The sequence below is a fragment of the Flavobacterium lotistagni genome (assembly GCF_011392125.1).
Classification (GTDB): domain Bacteria; phylum Bacteroidota; class Bacteroidia; order Flavobacteriales; family Flavobacteriaceae; genus Flavobacterium; species Flavobacterium lotistagni.
On the sequence record NZ_JAAJBU010000002.1, the window covers coordinates 279,957 to 296,986 of the forward strand.

General features: G+C 42.6%; 16 protein-coding genes and 1 tRNA gene. 8 read left to right on the forward strand and 9 right to left on the reverse strand.

Annotated elements, in window-relative coordinates; all coding sequences use genetic code 11:
* Positions 1 to 9: 9 nt before the first annotated feature.
* A complete protein-coding gene (locus G4D82_RS03970; RefSeq protein ID WP_166334749.1) occupies positions 10 to 486 on the reverse strand; it encodes a lipocalin family protein in 477 nt (158 codons plus the stop codon).
* 164 nt (positions 487 to 650) lie between these two features.
* Between G4D82_RS03970 and htpG the strand changes: the two genes are divergently transcribed.
* Positions 651 to 2,534, forward strand: coding sequence for a molecular chaperone HtpG (gene htpG / locus G4D82_RS03975; RefSeq protein WP_166334751.1), 1,884 nt, complete (start codon positions 651 to 653; stop codon positions 2,532 to 2,534).
* 56 nt (positions 2,535 to 2,590) lie between these two features.
* On the opposite strand, the gene G4D82_RS03980 is transcribed toward htpG, so the two are convergent.
* Entirely contained in the window at positions 2,591 to 6,442 is a 3,852-nt protein-coding gene (locus tag G4D82_RS03980; RefSeq protein ID WP_166334753.1) for a T9SS type B sorting domain-containing protein, read from the reverse strand.
* Between the two features lie 150 nt (positions 6,443 to 6,592).
* Here G4D82_RS03980 and G4D82_RS03985 point away from each other — a divergent pair, with 150 nt between their 5' ends.
* The 5 genes from G4D82_RS03985 to G4D82_RS04005 all read left to right on the forward strand — a co-directional run bounded on the left by G4D82_RS03985 (position 6,593) and on the right by G4D82_RS04005 (position 10,771).
* On the forward strand, positions 6,593 to 6,985 hold the full coding sequence (locus tag G4D82_RS03985) for a DUF2721 domain-containing protein (RefSeq protein ID WP_166334755.1): 393 nt from the start codon (positions 6,593 to 6,595) through the stop codon (positions 6,983 to 6,985).
* Between the two features lies 1 nt (position 6,986).
* Positions 6,987 to 7,589 carry an alpha-ketoglutarate-dependent dioxygenase AlkB family protein gene (locus tag G4D82_RS03990; protein ID WP_166335094.1) on the forward strand — a complete coding sequence of 201 codons (603 nt, stop codon included), beginning with the start codon at positions 6,987 to 6,989 and terminating at the stop codon, positions 7,587 to 7,589.
* Between the two features lie 16 nt (positions 7,590 to 7,605).
* Complete coding sequence (locus G4D82_RS03995; RefSeq protein WP_166334758.1) at positions 7,606 to 8,433, forward strand: sterol desaturase family protein; 828 nt, start codon at positions 7,606 to 7,608, stop codon at positions 8,431 to 8,433.
* Positions 8,434 to 8,530: 97 nt separating this feature from the next.
* On the forward strand, positions 8,531 to 8,809 hold the full coding sequence (locus G4D82_RS04000; RefSeq protein WP_166334760.1) for a DUF2805 domain-containing protein: 279 nt from the start codon (positions 8,531 to 8,533) through the stop codon (positions 8,807 to 8,809).
* 120 nt (positions 8,810 to 8,929) lie between these two features.
* On the forward strand, positions 8,930 to 10,771 hold the full coding sequence (locus G4D82_RS04005; protein ID WP_166334762.1) for a M61 family metallopeptidase: 1,842 nt from the start codon (positions 8,930 to 8,932) through the stop codon (positions 10,769 to 10,771).
* Positions 10,772 to 11,018: 247 nt separating this feature from the next.
* Here G4D82_RS04005 and G4D82_RS04010 read toward each other — a convergent pair.
* The 6 genes from G4D82_RS04010 to idi form a co-directional block, all read right to left on the reverse strand.
* Positions 11,019 to 11,092 (reverse strand) — tRNA-Thr (locus tag G4D82_RS04010).
* 73 nt (positions 11,093 to 11,165) lie between these two features.
* On the reverse strand, positions 11,166 to 11,435 hold the full coding sequence (locus tag G4D82_RS04015; protein WP_166334764.1) for a hypothetical protein: 270 nt from the start codon (positions 11,433 to 11,435) through the stop codon (positions 11,166 to 11,168).
* A gap of 59 nt (positions 11,436 to 11,494) precedes the next feature.
* Entirely contained in the window at positions 11,495 to 12,466 is a 972-nt protein-coding gene (locus G4D82_RS04020; protein ID WP_166334766.1) for a type I phosphomannose isomerase catalytic subunit, read from the reverse strand.
* Position 12,467: 1 nt separating this feature from the next.
* On the reverse strand, positions 12,468 to 12,923 hold the full coding sequence (locus tag G4D82_RS04025; protein ID WP_166334768.1) for a peroxiredoxin: 456 nt from the start codon (positions 12,921 to 12,923) through the stop codon (positions 12,468 to 12,470).
* On the reverse strand, positions 12,923 to 13,333 hold the full coding sequence (locus G4D82_RS04030) for a 6-pyruvoyl trahydropterin synthase family protein (protein ID WP_166334770.1): 411 nt from the start codon (positions 13,331 to 13,333) through the stop codon (positions 12,923 to 12,925). The genes G4D82_RS04025 and G4D82_RS04030 overlap by 1 nt, the downstream gene beginning before the upstream one ends.
* Before the next feature lie 3 nt (positions 13,334 to 13,336).
* Positions 13,337 to 13,864, reverse strand: a complete 528-nt coding sequence (gene idi / locus G4D82_RS04035) for an isopentenyl-diphosphate Delta-isomerase (protein ID WP_166334772.1) — start codon at positions 13,862 to 13,864, stop codon at positions 13,337 to 13,339.
* Between the two features lie 238 nt (positions 13,865 to 14,102).
* Here idi and msrB point away from each other — a divergent pair, with 238 nt between their 5' ends.
* Together msrB and msrA are read left to right on the forward strand one after the other, a co-directional pair.
* Positions 14,103 to 14,636 (forward strand): peptide-methionine (R)-S-oxide reductase MsrB, encoded by a 534-nt coding sequence (gene msrB, locus G4D82_RS04040; RefSeq protein ID WP_166334774.1) that lies wholly within the window; start codon positions 14,103 to 14,105, stop codon positions 14,634 to 14,636.
* Positions 14,637 to 14,638: 2 nt separating this feature from the next.
* The gene (msrA, locus tag G4D82_RS04045) at positions 14,639 to 15,259 is read left to right on the forward strand and encodes a peptide-methionine (S)-S-oxide reductase MsrA (protein ID WP_166334776.1); all 621 of its coding nucleotides are present in this window, start codon (positions 14,639 to 14,641) and stop codon (positions 15,257 to 15,259) included.
* Positions 15,260 to 15,448: 189 nt separating this feature from the next.
* Here msrA and G4D82_RS04050 read toward each other — a convergent pair whose 3' ends face one another.
* Positions 15,449 to 17,014: an NAD(P)/FAD-dependent oxidoreductase gene (locus G4D82_RS04050; protein WP_166334778.1), complete on the reverse strand. Its 1,566-nt coding sequence runs from the start codon at positions 17,012 to 17,014 to the stop codon at positions 15,449 to 15,451.
* Between the last annotated feature and the right edge of the window lie 16 nt (positions 17,015 to 17,030).

Below are 17,030 nucleotides of genomic sequence, written 5' to 3' on the forward strand. Positions count from 1 at the left end.
CACCCAGTTTTAATTCGTTTTTTGAAATTGATACACCACATCGGTCGGTTTGTTGCCTACGTTGATTTTATCAATAAGTTGGAAGTTATTTTCATCTTGAACGTTAACCGTCAAAACATAACCATCTCGAACTTTCTTGGCTTTTTCACCGGCACTGAGTATTTTCAAAATAAACTGACCTTCTTTGTTGATAAACCATTTAATGGGTGAAGAAAATGCGGCACAATTGGATTTGGTGAGCGACATTTCGCCAGAATTGTTATTGGAAACGAATTTCCAAGCACTACCTTCAAAACATTTAGAATCAGCCAATCCGAAAGAATTGATTTTGATATAATCTGAACCTGGATAAGTTACCGAACTAACGGTCCAATTGCCTTTGATGGCCACTTGAGATTTTGAATCTACTTTGGTACTGGTGGCTGACGAAGTTTTGCAGGCAGCCATCGCCAAAACCATACAACTCAATAAAAATAATTTCTTCATATACATTGATGTTAGGCTGCAAATATACAACCGCAGCCTTGAATAAGAATTCATTTAAGATTTTTTTTTTGATGGTCATTGCGCCAATTTGTCATTTTTGATGACGCTGGTATTCTATTTGAAAAGCGGGCCAACAAATTTTTCAATCTAAAAACACACGAAATATGACAACAGGAAAAATCAATGTATCGGTAGAAAACATCTTTCCCTTAATCAAAAAATTTCTTTACAGCGACCATGAGATTTTCTTGCGCGAATTGGTTTCCAACGGAACCGACGCCACGTTAAAACTCAAACACCTCACCAGCATCGGTGAGGCCAAGGTTGAATACGGCAACCCAATGATCGAAATCAAAATAGACAAGGATGCCAAAAAAATTCATATCATCGACCAAGGTATCGGAATGACTGCCGAAGAAGTGGAGAAATACATCAATCAAGTCGCGTTTTCAGGTGCTGAGGAATTTCTCGAAAAATATAAAGATTCTGCCAAAGATTCAGGCATCATCGGGCATTTCGGACTCGGCTTCTACTCTGCTTTTATGGTGGCCGAAAAAGTCGAAATCATCACCAAATCCTACAAAGACGAACCGGCAGCGCATTGGACTTGCGATGGTAGCCCAGAATTCACTTTAGAACCGGCTGAGAAAACCACACGCGGAACTGAAATCATTCTCCACGTAGCTGAAGATTCTCTGGAATTTTTAGAAGAAAGCCGCATCAAGAATTTGCTTGACAAATACAACAAGTTCATGCCGATTCCGATCAAGTTCGGCACCAAAAAAGAAGCTTTACCCAAACCTGAAGATGCAGGCGATGATTACAAAACGGAGTTCATCGAGGTAGACAACATCATCAACAATCCAAATCCAGCTTGGACCAAGCAACCTAGCGATTTGAAAGATGAGGATTACGCCTCGTTCTACCGCGAATTGTATCCGATGCAATTTGAAGAACCGTTGTTCAATATTCACCTCAACGTAGATTATCCGTTTAACTTGACCGGAATTCTGTATTTCCCGAAACTCGATTCAAACCTTCAGGTACAAAAAGATAAAATTCAATTGTATCAAAACCAAGTGTTTGTAACCGATAACGTTGAAGGTATTGTTCCTGAATTTTTGGTCATGCTCCGCGGTGTAATTGACTCGCCGGATATTCCGCTGAATGTATCGCGATCTTATTTACAAGCTGATGGCAATGTGAAGAAAATCTCGAATTACATCACCAGAAAAGTAGCCGACAAACTCAAATCGCTCTTTAACGAAAACCGTGAAGATTTCGAGCAAAAATGGAACGACATTAAAATCGTGCTCGAATACGGCATGCTTTCCGAGCCAAAGTTCTACGAAAAAGCCGGAGATTTTGTGCTGTATCCGACCGTCGATGGAAAATTTTACACTTTAGCCGAACTCAAAGAAACGCTCAAAGAAAGCCAAACTGACAAAGACGGAAACTTGGTCGTGTTGTACGCATCCAACAAAGACGCGCAACACAGCTATATAGACATTGCCAAAGAAAAAGGGTATCAAGTGTTGTTGCTCGATTCGCCAATTGTATCGCATTTGATTCAAAAACTCGAAGCCGATAATGAGAAACTGACTTTTGCCCGCGTCGATGCCGATCATATCGATAAGCTCATCCAAAAAGACGATGCGCAAATCTCCAAACTTTCTGAAGAAGAATCAACCCAGCTCAAAACCGTGCTGGAAGGCATTGTTCCCAAGACCACTTATTCGGTTCAATTGGAAGCCATGGACAGTCAGGCAGCGCCATTCATTATTACCCAACCTGAATTCATGCGCCGTATGAAAGAAATGAGCCAAACCGGCGGCGGCGGAATGTTCGGCATGGGCAACTTCCCAGAAATGTATAATTTGGTTGTCAATACCAACTCTGATTTGGCCACAACCATTCTCAAAGCCGACAGTTCTGCTCAAGAAAGTTTGGTCAAACAGGCACTTGATTTGGCCAAAATCTCTCAAGGACTTTTAAAAGGGGAAGAACTTACTGCCTTTGTCAAGAGAAGTTTTGAACTCATTAAGTAAATATTTTAGCTTTTCAAATAAAAACCCGCAAGTCTTGAATTTGCGGGTTTTTTGTTTTATCGTTTGAGTGAAAAATGCGAGCGGAAAGTCTTCGTCACTCCAGAGAGCGTTTGATAGTCAATGACGAACCAATAATCGGTACCTGGTAACGGTCTGCCATTGTAGATTCCATTCCATCCATCAGCAGTGGTTCTGAATTGTTTGAGCAATTTTCCGTAGCGGTCAAAAATGGTAATGACGCCGTTTTGTGAAGGTTGCAATCCTTGCACATTCCAAGTGTCGTGATAACCGTCATCATTCGGTGTGAAATATTTCGGGTAATTCAAAGCCGTTACCTGCAATTCAAAATTGTGGCAGCCACTAATGTCTTTCACCCGAATCGTATAATCGCCACCTTTGTCAATCGGAAAAATATTCCCGGGTTGGTAAGGGCCATCATTCAACTGATACATAAAATCGCCAGAGCCACCAGTTACTTTCACAATAATTTGTTGTTGGTCGGCGAAGTCTTCATTCACATAAGCAATAGCAGTAGCCGTTGGTATGGCCAGCACGGTTGTAGTAATGGTGATCGTGCAACCGGTAACCCGATGCGTCGCAAGAACTTCGTATACTCCGATTTGCAAGGCTTGAATCGATGGCGTTACACTAGTTAATGGATTTCCGTCTTGCGTCCAGGTGAAAGTATAATCGCTGGCCAAAAGATGACTATCGACCGTAGCGGGACGAATCACTTGATTGTTAACGTCGAGACAGATATAAGCAGTTTCAGCGTATGCCGGATTGGGTGCCACATCAATACGCAAACTACCGCTGATGGCACACTGCCCGGGATTGGGTGTAAAAGTATAATTCTGCGACGATACATTATCGAACGACGGTGACCAACTTCCCGAGATTCCATTGACCGAAACTGATGGCAACGGGTTCAAAAGCGTTCCGGCACAAACCGGCGCAACAAAACCAAACACAGGCAAAATTGCCGAGCTAATGGTTTGAGTTAGTGTGGTAGTGGAAGCGCATTGTCCGGCGTTGGGTGTAAAAGTATAAGTGGTTGTTTGCGTATTGTCGAGTGCTGGCGACCAAGTTCCGGTAAAGCCATTTAAAGAAGTCGTTGGTAGTGGCGATAAAATTGTTCCCACACAAACGGCTGCCAGCGAACTGAAAGTGGGCACTGTTTTTTGAGTGACATTGATTGCGAACGATGCGTTGCGTGCACATTGGCCTGCGTTTGGGGTAAATGTATAGGTCTGGTTTTGCGTATTGCTGAGTGCCGGCGACCAAACGCCGATAATGCCATTGGTCGATGTGGTCGGTAAAGGAGACAAACTATCTCCACTACAAATCGTTAGAGAAGTTGTGGCAAAAGTCGGCACCACTGTTGGCGGATTGACCGTAACAGTCAATGATGTATTCAAAGCACATTGGCCAATATTGGGTGTAAAAGTGTAGGTTTGAGTTTGTGTATTGTCTAGAGCCGGCGACCAAGTTCCTGTAATTCCGTTGGTGGAAGTTGTTGGTAACGGAAGTAACGCATCGCCCACACAAATCGCTGCCACAGGATTAAAAGTTGGTAAAATTGATGGCGGTGTAATATTGACCGCAATAGTAAGTATCGTACCACATTGCCCGGAAACAGGTGTGAAAATATAATTATTGCTAACCGTATTATTAATAGTTGCCGGAGACCAAGCCCCAGTAATTCCGTTCGGAGAAGTGGTATTTAAAACCGGTGGAGCAGTTCCTGAACAAACATTAATAAGGGTTGCAAAATCAGGAACAATGCTGGCACTAGTTATCGTTACCGCCAAGGTAAAATTGGTCGCACATTGCCCCGGATTCGGAGTAAAAACATAATTACCACTTGCAGTATTGCTAATTACCGATGGCGACCAAACTCCAGAAATTCCGTTGGGTGAAGTGGCATTCAAAGTTGGTGCTGTATTGCCGGAACATAAAGTCAGCGTCGGTGAAAAATCGGGAACTATGTTCGCGCTGGTCACCGTTACAGACAACGTAAAATTGGTCGCACATTGCCCCGGATTCGGTGTAAAAACATAATTACCACTAGCCGTATTGCTAATTACCGATGGAGACCAAACCCCGGAAATTCCGTTGGGTGAAGTGGCATTCAAAGTTGGTGCTGGATTGCCGGAACATAAGGTCAGCGTCGGTGAAAAATCAGGAACTATGTTCGCGCTGGTCACCGTTACAGACAACGTAAAATTGGTCGCACATTGCCCCGGATTCGGTGTAAAAACATAATTACCACTAGCCGTATTGCTAATTACCGATGGCGACCAAACCCCGGAAATTCCATTGGGCGAAGTGGCATTCAAAGTTGGTGCTGTATTGCCGGAACATAAAGTCAGCGTCGGTGAAAAATCGGGAACGATACTCGCGCTAGTAACGGTTACTGACAAGGTAAAATTGGTCGCACATTGTCCTGGATTTGGCGTAAAAACATAATTACCACTAGCAGTATTGCTAATTACCGATGGCAACCAAACTCCAGAAATTCCGTTGGGTGAAGTGGCATTCAAAGTTGGTGCTGTATTGCCGGAACATAAGGTCTGCGTCGGTGAAAAATCGGGAACGATACTCGCGCTGGTCACCGTTACAGACAACGTAAAATTGGTCGCACATTGCCCCGGATTCGGTGTAAAAACATAATTACCACTAGCCGTATTGCTAATTACCGATGGAGACCAAACTCCGGAAATTCCATTGGGCGAAGTGGCATTCAAAGTTGGTGCTGTATTGCCGGAACAAAGCGTCAAACTCGGAGCAAAATCGGGGTTTACTGTGGGAGTCACGTTGATTGTCATCGTTGTTCCCGAAGCACATTGTCCGATGGTCGGAGAAAAATTATAGGTTTGGGTTTGCGTGTTATCAATCGGTGGCGACCAAGTTCCCGTGATGCCATTGTTTGAAAGCGTGGGCAAGGCCGATAAAGGGGCACCACTACAAATTCCGGGTACTTGCGTAAAAGCTGGAATTACTGCACTATTGACCGTAATCACAACCGTATCAGAGATCGAATTTCCGCAAGAATTGGTAGCAGTTAGTGTTAGTGTTACGGAACCCGAGGCTGAAAAAGGCAAAGTATAATTGGTAGCCAATGATGCGTTGTTTACAAAACTTCCGCTAGCTGCCGTCCAAGAAACTGAAGATTGTCCTTGTGCTGTTCCGGCTAAACTTATTGTGGCTCCCGGGCAAGCAGAAATCGGTGTTCCAGCCTCTACACTAAAAACTTCCACCGGAGCCACACATCCTTCGTTAGTATAAGTTGCTGCACCAGCACTTGTAAAATGAACTGTAGCGCCATTTGCCGCACCCGGCAGTCCATTAGCATCCACAAGTAAAGCCTTATCATAACTGACAGTATCACTACAAGAACCGAAAGAAATAGTCAACGTTCTGATTCCGCTCGCAGCTCCGTAATTTCCGAAATGTCCACCGCCAACCGTAGTATTGTCTTGAAACAAAATATAAACATCTTGAGTCAACGCTCCAAAAGCATTGGCATTGATGCTAAAATCCTGACTGGTAATTAAGATTACTTTAGAATTAGCGGGAATAGTTCCACTTGTGGGTTCAAGCAAACGACCGCATCCACCAAGAGCTGCAATTTGAGCATTTAAAGTGGCCACTTTAGAAGCTGTAAAGGAATCTTGAGCCAAACCTTGCCAAGACTGGGCTGGCCAATTGACATTCATAGTTGCTGTGTTCAAAGCAGTCGGACCGGTATGAAAAGTAACCATCTCATTATATCCTTCGCCTCCGGAACCATCGCAAGCATCCACTAAAATTGTGTCAATATCCAAACATTGAGAAAACGCTGAAGCCGTCGACAAAGTCAAGAGAAGGCATGAAAAAATCAATCTGAAACCCAAGCGAAATCCCATCTGAAAAGCAAAATTTTAACTGCGCAATTTACCACTAATTTAGAATTTTCAACCATGTGAAACTTTATTTAACGATTACGTTTTTCTTTAGAGAATGTAAAAATACTGTGCTTAAAAAAAGTTAAATTTACACCTCTAAAAACCAAACTCATGACGCTAACTATCGAAACACCTGCGCTATTATTTTCGGCTACTTCACTTATTTTGCTGGCTTACACCAACCGGTTTTTGACCATTGCTTCAATCATTCGCGGATTAAAAAAGAATTATGAAGAAAAACAAAGTGCTTCGATTTTACTCGAAATCAAGAACCTTAATTTAAGACTTACTTTAATCAGGTACATGCAGATGTTTGGAGTGCTGAGTTTGTTCTTGTCTGTTTTTGCAATGCTTTTGTTGTTCTTGCAATACCCGATTTTTGGAATTTATTTGTTTGGCTTGAGTTTGCTCTGCTTGTTAATATCACTCGGAATTTCATTTTGGGAAATTAGTATTTCCGTCACTGCCTTGCGTCTGCATTTGAAAGGCTTAATCAATGATTGATATGGATTCGTTGTTTTCTGATGCTCCAATTGTGCTGGATTTGCCCGATGCCGAGATTACCTACTTTCCGGCATTTTTCAGTCGAGAAATTGCCGACGAACTTTATGCCGATTTGCTTCAATCGATTCCTTGGCAGCAAGATCAAATCAAAGTGTATGGAAAACAGCACGACCAACCGCGATTGACTGCTTTGTTCGGAAACGATGGCAAGCCTTACTCTTACTCTAACATCATCATGCAACCGCATCCGTGGAATTTGCTTTTACTGAAAATTAAAGCTATGGCAGAAACGGTTTCGGAAACCCAATTCACTTCAGTTTTACTAAATTATTACCGCGACGGCAAAGACAGTAACGGTTGGCACGCCGACAACGAAAAAGAACTAGGAAAAAATCCTGTGATTGCCTCGGTGAGCTTGGGTGCAGCGAGAGTTTTCCAACTTCGGCACAACGAAAATTCAGACTTGAAACGAAATATTTTACTTGAGCACGGCAGCCTATTACTCATGAAAGGTCCAACGCAGCACCATTGGAAACACCAAATTCCAAAAACGGCTAAACCGATTGGCGGCAGAATCAATCTTACTTTTAGGGTCATTCAATAACACTGAAACAAAAAACATGAACGAAATCATTGCTTATTTCTCAACAATCCCTTCTTCGCACCGAAGTTTGATTTTGGTGGGCGGAATTACGATTTTCTGGCTAATTGAAAACGCTTTCCCGCTTTTTCAGTTTCAATATCGAAAATGGCAGCACGCCAGCATTAATTTCTTCTTTACGTTCACGACGATTGTCATAAATTTCCTGATGGCTTTTATTCTGATAAAAACTGCCCATTGGACCCAAGTTAATCATTTTGGTCTTTTGCAATGGCTTCCGAAAATGAATTCGTGGCTGTATGCAATAATCGGTTTGTTGCTGTTAGACTTGATTGGCGCTTATCTCGTGCATTGGGTAGAACACAAAATGCCGCTGCTTTGGCGTTTTCATTTGATCCATCACACCGATACTTGGATTGATACTACTTCGGCCAATCGGCACCATCCCGGAGAAAGTGTCATCCGGTTTGCTTTTACCACTTTTGGTGTTTTACTAGTAGGCAGCCCGATGTGGCTTGTTTTTCTGTACCAAACCTTGTCTATTGTTGCCACGCAATTCAACCATGCTAATATTCGCTTTCCTAAAAAAATTGATACGTTGCTGAGTTGGATTATTGTTTCGCCTGATATGCATAAAGTGCATCACCATTACAAACTGCCTTACACAGATAGCAATTACGGCAATATCTTTTCGGTTTGGGACCACCTTTTCGGCACTTTCAAAACCATGAAAAATGAAGAAATTGTTTACGGTGTCGATACGCATCCAAAGCCAGAAGAACATAACCAACTCGGCAATCTGCTTCAAATCCCGTTTCAACCCAAAAGAAAAGGACTGCAAGATTAACCCAAAAATATTTTTCGAAAATTGAAAATAATCGGATTTTTTATTAATATTGGTTTACAAATAACCCATAAAACACCGTTGAATTAATTTTCACCACATGAAAAAGAACAAGCGTATCGAACTGACTTGGGAGCAAAACGAACGATTAATTTCCTTAGCATTAGAAGAACGTAACCCGTTTGAGATTATTAAAAAAGAGCTCGGTATTGATGAGAAAGACGTGCTCGAGATTATGAAAAAGAAGCTCACTGCAGACAAATTTGAAATCTGGAAAAAGAAAGCCAATGCGGCCAAACCCAAACCCAAGCCCATGAAGATTGACGATTTCGACGACGATTTGGACGGAAAATACTACATCAAAAATAAATTTGACTGAACCATAAACTCTTGTACTGCAAGGGTTTTTTTTTGCCTTAACAATAAAGTTGCTTGAGACTTGCGCTATGAAACTATTTTATACATTTGGCAACAGATTCGCAATTTTGAAATTCCACTTATGAAAAAAATACTCGTTACCTTGACATTTTGCCTTGGGTTTAATGTTTTTACCAGTTCGGCACAAACAAAAACCAAAGAACAAATTCAAGCTACCATCAACCTTGACGGCATTGAAAAAGACCGCGTTCCGGTGACGGTTTACGCCCCTAAAATTAAATCATCGGAAATTGTTTATCACATTCCTAAAATGGTTCCTGGCACTTATTCTGAAGACGATTTCGGGCGGTTCATAGACGATTTTAAAGCTTATAATAAAAAAGGCGCCTACCTGAATGTCAGTAAAGTCGATACCAATTCTTGGAAAATTTCAGGCGCAGACCAATTGGCTTCTGTTTCTTACTGGGTGAATGACACCTACGATATCGAATCGACCCACCAAATTTTCTCGCCAGTAGGCAGCAACATCGACGCAGGGAAAAACATCTTACTCAATACCCATTGTTTTGTGGGTTATTTCGACGGATTCAAAGACCTCAATTACAAAATGACCGTGCAACATCCGGCAACACTTTGGGGTGCTACCTCCATGACCGATTCTGATGCCAGCAACACCAATGACGTTTTCAACACCAGCCGATATGCCGAACTGGTAGAAAATCCAGTCATGTACAGCAAACCGGATTATTCGACTTTCAAGGTTAATGACATGGAAATTCTCATTGCGGTTTATTCTCCAAACAGTACGCACAATGCCAACGAAATTGCTCCGGCGATGAAAACTATGATGACTGCGCAAAAGAACTTCTTGGGTAAATTCAATAGTACTAAGAAATATAGTGTGCTGATATATCTCTCGGATATGCAAGTGGAAAATGACGCGCATGGTTTCGGTGCGCTGGAACATCCGACGGCGACTACTGTTGTTATGCCAGAAATGATGGGCGTTGATGAATTAAACGAGCAACTCAAAGATGTGGTTTCGCATGAGTTTTTTCATATCGTAACGCCGCTGACGATTCACTCAGAAGAAATTCAGAATTTTGATTATGCCGACCCGAAAATGTCGCAGCACTTGTGGATGTATGAAGGCGTGACCGAATATTTTGCCAACCTATTTCAAGTGAATCAAGGTTTAATTTCTGAAAACGATTTCCTGATGCGAATGGCCGGAAAAATTAGCAATGCCTCTGCAATGAATGATACATTGCCTTTTACGGTCATGAGCGCCAATGTGCTGAAAAAACCTTTCAAAGACCAGTACCTCAACGTTTATGAAAAAGGAGCGCTCATCGGAATGTGCCTTGATATTATCATCCGTGAGAAAAGTAATGGTTCGCGTGGCATTCTAGATTTGATGCAGCAACTCTCGCTCGAATACGGTATTCACAAATCTTTTAAAGACCAAGAACTTTTTACCAAGATTGTTTCCTTGACCTATCCTGAAGTGGGCGAATTTTTAACCACTCATGTTTCGGGCGGCACACCAATTCCATATGAAACTTATTTTGCGAAAATGGGTGTCACCTCTAAAGTAATAAAAAGCCCAGGCAATCCTTTTATTAAAGATGCGGTTCCGTTTATTGCTGTAGACCAAAACACCAAAGCTATTTTTGTTAGACCTGACACAGAACTCAATGTTTTTTACACCGAACTTGGCATTCAAGGCGGCGATATTATTAAAGAGGTCAATATGAAACCCTATAATCTGGACAACATATACGAACTGATTCAGTCGAGCCAAATCTGGCAAGAAAACGAACCAATTTCAGTAAAAATAAGTCGCGATGGTAAAGAACAGGTCATCAACGGAAAAACTAAAATCCCATCTGATGACAAAGTCGGTTATCAAGCCACTGATGACTCCAAGAAAACTTTGAGAGAAGCTTGGCTGAAAGGCTAAATTTAAAGACGCTGTTTTATGGATTGCAACGAGCCCTAGCCCCGATGGTAGCGGCATCCTTTTTTGCTGGAAGATTTTCTACAAATAACCGGTTGTTCATGCAAAAAAGATAGAGCGGACAGCGGGAAAAAGCTTCAAAAAAAATAGAAAAGAATAGAAACCGTGAGTGAATGCTTGCGGCTTTTTTATTTCTTAGAATGGATACTCAAAAAAAAAAACCACCACTAAAAAAGTGATGGTTTTCAGGAGCCGGCAGAGGGACTCGAACCCACGACCTGCTGATTACAAATCAGCTGCTCTAGCCAACTGAGCTATGCTGGCGGTATTGTTGCTGCAAATATAAAAGTGAATTTTAAATATGCAAAATAAAACACACTTTTTTTACTGCAATTTATTACTGTAAATCGTTGATTTTAGCAACTAACTGATTGGCAGCTTGTTCCAATTCTGTGTTGATTTGCTTAAAATGTGCCTTTTTGTTTTCAACGTTTTTGGCGTTCACTTTGGTGATTAGCGCGTCAAAAGTATTGATTGCTTCGTCAATTACTGCATTGGAAGCATCGGTTGGTTTTCCTGTGGTGGAAAGCTCGAACAAATAAACCGCTTCGATAATATCGCCCAAAACGTAATTGATGTCTTTCTTTAAATTCCTAACATTGGCCATAATGATGTTTTTTTATTTTGATGCGGCAAAAGTACGCCTATTTTACAGATTACAAACAATTAATGGATATAAATTTCCAGCAGTGAAGCCGAACCTGAAAGACTGTAATGTTTCAAACCAGCAGGAACCAAAACCGTATCGCCGGTACGATAATGATAATCTTTCTCGCCGAGAGTCAATTTGAATTCACCGTCGGTACACATGTACACCGTGAATGAATCACCGTTTTTTGACACCGCCATCTCACCTTGCAACGCAATAAAATTCGTCGTAAAATAAGGACAATCGACCATATTATTGGAAACGTTCTGGGTTTTAGAATAGCCCTTCTTTGCTTCGACTTTATTGTAGTTGATAGCCTCCAAAGCCAAATCAATGTGCAACTCGCGTTGGTTTCCTTGGGCATCGGTACGGTCGAAATCATACAAGCGATAAGTAATGTCTGAGGTTTGCTGAATTTCGGCGATTAAAAGCCCGGCACCTATGGCGTGAACCGTTCCGGTTTCCAGAAAAAAAACATCACCAACACTTACCGGAACTTGATCGAGAATATTGAGCAAGGTTTTATTTTCTAGATGGGCAACATATTCTTGGGCATTCGAATCTTCTTTAAAACCAACAATCAATCTGGAATTCGGATCGGCTTGCATTACGTACCACATTTCGGTTTTTCCGAAAGAGTTGTGGCGGGCTTTGGCTAATGCATCGTTTGGATGTACTTGTATCGACAAATCTTCGCGTGCGTCAAGGTATTTGAAAAGCAGTGGAAACTGTTTGCCGAATTTTTGATGCACTTGGGTTCCTAAGATTTCGTTCGGATATGCATCGATCAACTCAAGCAATGATTTTCCTTCAAATGCGCCATTGGCTATCATGCTGACATCGCCGTCAACTGTTGATAATTCCCAACTTTCGCCTGTGATTTCCGAAGTAATCGGTTTATTTAAAACGGTTTTGAGTTTGGTGCCGCCCCAAATGCGTTCTTTGAGAATGGGCTTGAATTGTAACGGATATAAGTTGGGTGTGGTCATTTTAATTTATTTTTTTTAATGCCTCAAGTGCTTTCTGAATGTGGATTTCGCCTGAGGTGCTGTCGAAAACCATGATAATTGTTCCGTGTTGGTCTACTACAAATGTTTCGCGTCCGGGAATCATACCGAACCAATCCCGACGGACACCAAATAGTTTCTGTATTTTTTGATTGGTATCGGCTAAAAGTAAAAAAGGCAATCGATGGTTTTGTGCAAATTTCCGGTGCGAAGTAACGCTGTCGCTACTGATTCCGATAACTTCGGCACCCAACTCTTTGAAAACCTCGTATTGGTCTCGAAAACTACATGCCTGAGCCGTACAAACCCTAGTTTCATCTTTCGGGTAGAAATAAATTACTAGTGCTTTTCGACCAACATAATCGTTGCTGTTGAACTGATTTCCCAGAGCATCCACCGAGGTAAAGTGCGGAATTGTATCGCCTACTCTTATCGCCATTAGTTACCTTTGTAGGTTACGAAATTCCGTGGGGTTTCATACAAAACCACTTCGAGTTCGAGAGTTTCATTAATTCGTTTTCGGATTTTATTCCAAATCACGACCGCAATATTCTCGGCAGTAGGGTTCAAATCTATAAATTCAGCCACATCGAGATTCAAATTCTTATGATCAAAAGCGTCTTCTACTTCGGCTTTGATAATCTCTGCCAGAAATTTAGCATCTATCACATAACCAGTTTCGGCATCAATTTCACCCGTCACGCTGACTATGAGTTCGTAGTTGTGCCCGTGAAAATTTGGGTTGTTGCATTTGCCAAAAACTGCGTCGTTTTTATCGGCAGTCCAGTCTTTGCGATACAAACGATGCGCAGCGTTGAAATGGGCTTTTCTGCTAAAGGTGGCTTTCATCGTTTAGATTTTATGGTCTTCTAAAAAATGGTAAAACTCGTCGAAAATAATCTTGAACCAAACGGTATAGATTTCTGGATTGGCAATCATATCGGATTTGATGTCTTCAATCTTCATCCACTTCCAATCCTCGACTTCTTCTGGGTTGATTTTTGGCACACCATTATAACGCCCAATCATCACGTGGTCGAGTTCGTGCTCGGTCAGACCATTGTCAAACGGTGCTTTATAAATAAAATGGAACAATTCTTTAAGTTCGGTAGCAAAACCCATTTCTTCCTGAAGCCTGCGGTTGCCTGCCTCGATGTTACTTTCTCCGGCGCGTTGGTGGCTGCAACAAGTGTTCGTCCAGAGCAAAGGCGAATGGTATTTTTCCTGCGCACGTTGCTGTAACATGATTTCGTTTTGGTCATTGACGATAAAAACGGAAAAAGCCCGGTGCAACACCGCCTTCTGGTGTGCTTCAAGCTTGGGCATCAAACCTATCGGCTCGTCGTTGGTATTGACTAAAATTACGTGTTCTTCTTTCATGGCAAATTTGAGTTTCAAAAGTACAAAAAAACCTATTGCATTTGCCGCTAGAAGTAAATTGTGATAAGTTTAACGAGTGTTTTATAAGGGTTTAACAAGCCCTGACGTTAATTTTGTGCGAGTCTGTGTACTCGGAAAAATGTTAAGTTTTCGGTAAAAATAAGCCTTTTGTCAACTAGCCGACAAAGCCCGCTTCATGACACCAACTAATTTTACCAAAAATTAAAAACCACTACGTATGAAAACTGATTTCAGACTCTTAACCCTGTTGGTTTTATCGATTTGTTGCGTGGCTTGCGGACAATCCAAAACTGAAAAAACCAACAACCACCAAAACACCGCCATGCCCAATCCTTATTATTCCAGAACCAGCAAAGAAAAACTGAGTGTTTCAAACCAAGAATGGAAAAAAGTGCTGCCCGAAGATTTGTATCTCGTCTCGCGTGAAGCCAACACCGAGCGCGCTTTTACCGGAAAATACTGGAACACCGACGAAAAAGGAACATACTACTGCGCGGCTTGCGGCAACAAACTTTTCCGTTCCGATGCCAAATTTGCCAGCAGTTGTGGTTGGCCGAGTTTCTTTGAACAAGAAAACAAAAACAGTGTCGTTTACAAAAAAGACAACTCTTTCGGAATGCAGCGTATTGAAGCGCTCTGCGGCCGTTGCGATGGGCATCTCGGGCATTTGTTCGACGACGGGCCCGCGCCTACCGGAAAACGCTATTGCATGAATTCCATCGCGCTGGATTTTGAACCTGATGCCCAATAATCATGAAAAAGCTATTATTCATCTTGGCGATTATTACCCAAAGTACGTTCGCACAAAAACAAACCAAAATCATCAAAAATATGTCAAACTTAGAAACCATAACTCTTGGCGGCGGCTGCTACTGGTGCGTGGAAGCTGTTTATGAAAAACTCAACGGCGTACAAAAAGTTGTCTCCGGATTTGCCGGCGGGAAAAATCCCAACCCGACTTACAAAGAAGTTTGTTCCGGAAGTTCTGGTCATGCCGAAGTCGTTCAAATCACTTACGACAAAACCGTCACTAACCTCGACGAAATTTTTCGGGTGTTTTTTACCGTTCATGACCCGACCACGCTCAATCGCCAGGGCGCCGATGTGGGCACGCAATACCGCTCGGTGATTTTCTACAAAGACGAATTCCAGAAACAAGCCGCGCTGAATATTATCGCCGCGCTCAAAAAGGCTAAGGTGTATGACCGCCCGATTGTGACTACTTTAGAGCCACTCACGCAGTTTTACAAAGCCGAAGATTACCATCAGAATTATTACCAGAACAACAAAGAGCAGCCGTATTGCCAAATGGTCATTCAGCCCAAACTAGAGAAGTTTGAGAAAGTCTTTAAAGACCGATTGAAAAAGAAATAAATCAAGCCGGGAAGTAATTTCCGGTTTTTTTATGGCGTGACCACAAGGGTCGGGTTTTCCGCACTCGCTTTTTTACGCTGAACCCCAGCGCAAAAAGAGCTCAAACAAATACTCCAACCCCTCACGCGAAAGACCGTCGGAATGCATGACGTTTTGCTATTGGATATGAGACCGCTTCGCTGTAGGATATTAGGAATGAGTAATAGATTCTGCGATTTTCAAGGCGCATTTTTCCCCGTCAATCGCTGCCGAGACGATTCCACCGGCATAACCAGCACCTTCTCCGCACGGATACAAGCCTTTAATCTGCAAGTGTTCCAGCGTTTCAGCATCACGCGGAATCCGCACCGGCGATGACGTTCTACTTTCAGGCGCATGTAAAATCGAGTCGTTGGTCAAGTAACCTTTCATGGTTTTGCCAAATTCTCTGAAACCTTCACGCAAAATCTGGGTCAAAAACCCCGGAAATACTTGCCCAAGTTCAACCGAAGTCGTACCTGGAACATAAGAAGTTTTCGGAATGGCTGTAGAAACTTTCGATTGGGTAAAATCTACCATGCGCTGTGCCGGAACTTTTTGTGTTGCACCGGCCAAGTGCCAAGCTTTTTGTTCGATGCTTTTCTGGAATTCCATTCCTGCCAACGGACCAAATTTCTGGTAAGGCTTGAAATCTTCGAGTTTCAATTCGACCACAATCCCCGAATTGGCCGTAGCCTGATCGCGTTTCGATGGCGACCAACCGTTGGTAACTACTTCGCCCGGAGCCGTAGCACAAGGCGCAATGACTCCGCCGGGGCACATACAAAACGAATACATGCCGCGTCCGTTAACTTGCTTGACAATCGAGTACGGTGCCGGTGGCAAAAGCTCGCCACGGTAATCACAACTGTACTGAATTTTGTCAATCAAAGACTGCGGATGCTCTGCGCGAACACCGAGCGCAAAGGCTTTGGCTTCGATGAGCACTTGCTTACGGTGCAGCAATTCAAAAATATCGCGCGCAGAATGACCCGTGGCAAGAATAATTTTTTGCGCAGCAATCGAAGTACCGTCTTGAGTAACGATTCCTTCGACCTGGTTGTTTTTGATTAGAATATCGGTGACACGAGTTTCAAACAAAACCTGCCCGCCGCAAGCTTTTATTTTCTCGCGAATGTCTTGAATAATCTGTGGCAATTTATTGGTGCCAATATGCGGATGGGCTTCGATAAGAATGTCTTCTGAAGCGCCGAAAGCGACGAGCAACTCAAGAATGCGTGTTACATCGCCACGCTTTTTGGAACGAGTATACAACTTTCCATCAGAATAAGTGCCCGCTCCGCCTTCGCCAAAACAATAATTCGAATCTTCGTTAACGATATGGTCTTGGTTGATGGCTTTCAAATCCCGACGCCGACCGCGAACGTCTTTACCGCGCTCTACGACAATCGGCTTAAGGCCTAATTCTATGAGCTGCAATGCCGCGAAAAGCCCGGCCGGCCCTGCGCCAACGACAATTACTTCTTGTTTTTGAGAAACATCTGGATAATCGGGAAGCTCGATTTTCTGCGGAATATAATTTTCTCCTTCAGTATAAACCAGCAGCTTTAAATTGATTTTGATGGCTTTCTGCCGCGCATCGATCGAACGCTTGAGAATGGCGATGTGCTGGATTTCTGGCGTTTTTACCTGCATCCACTTGCCTACGTGCTCTCGCAGTAAAACCGAATCAGCAGCTACTTCCGGGGCTACTTGTATGAGCAATTCTCTAGGCATCGTGATTTTTTTGGCA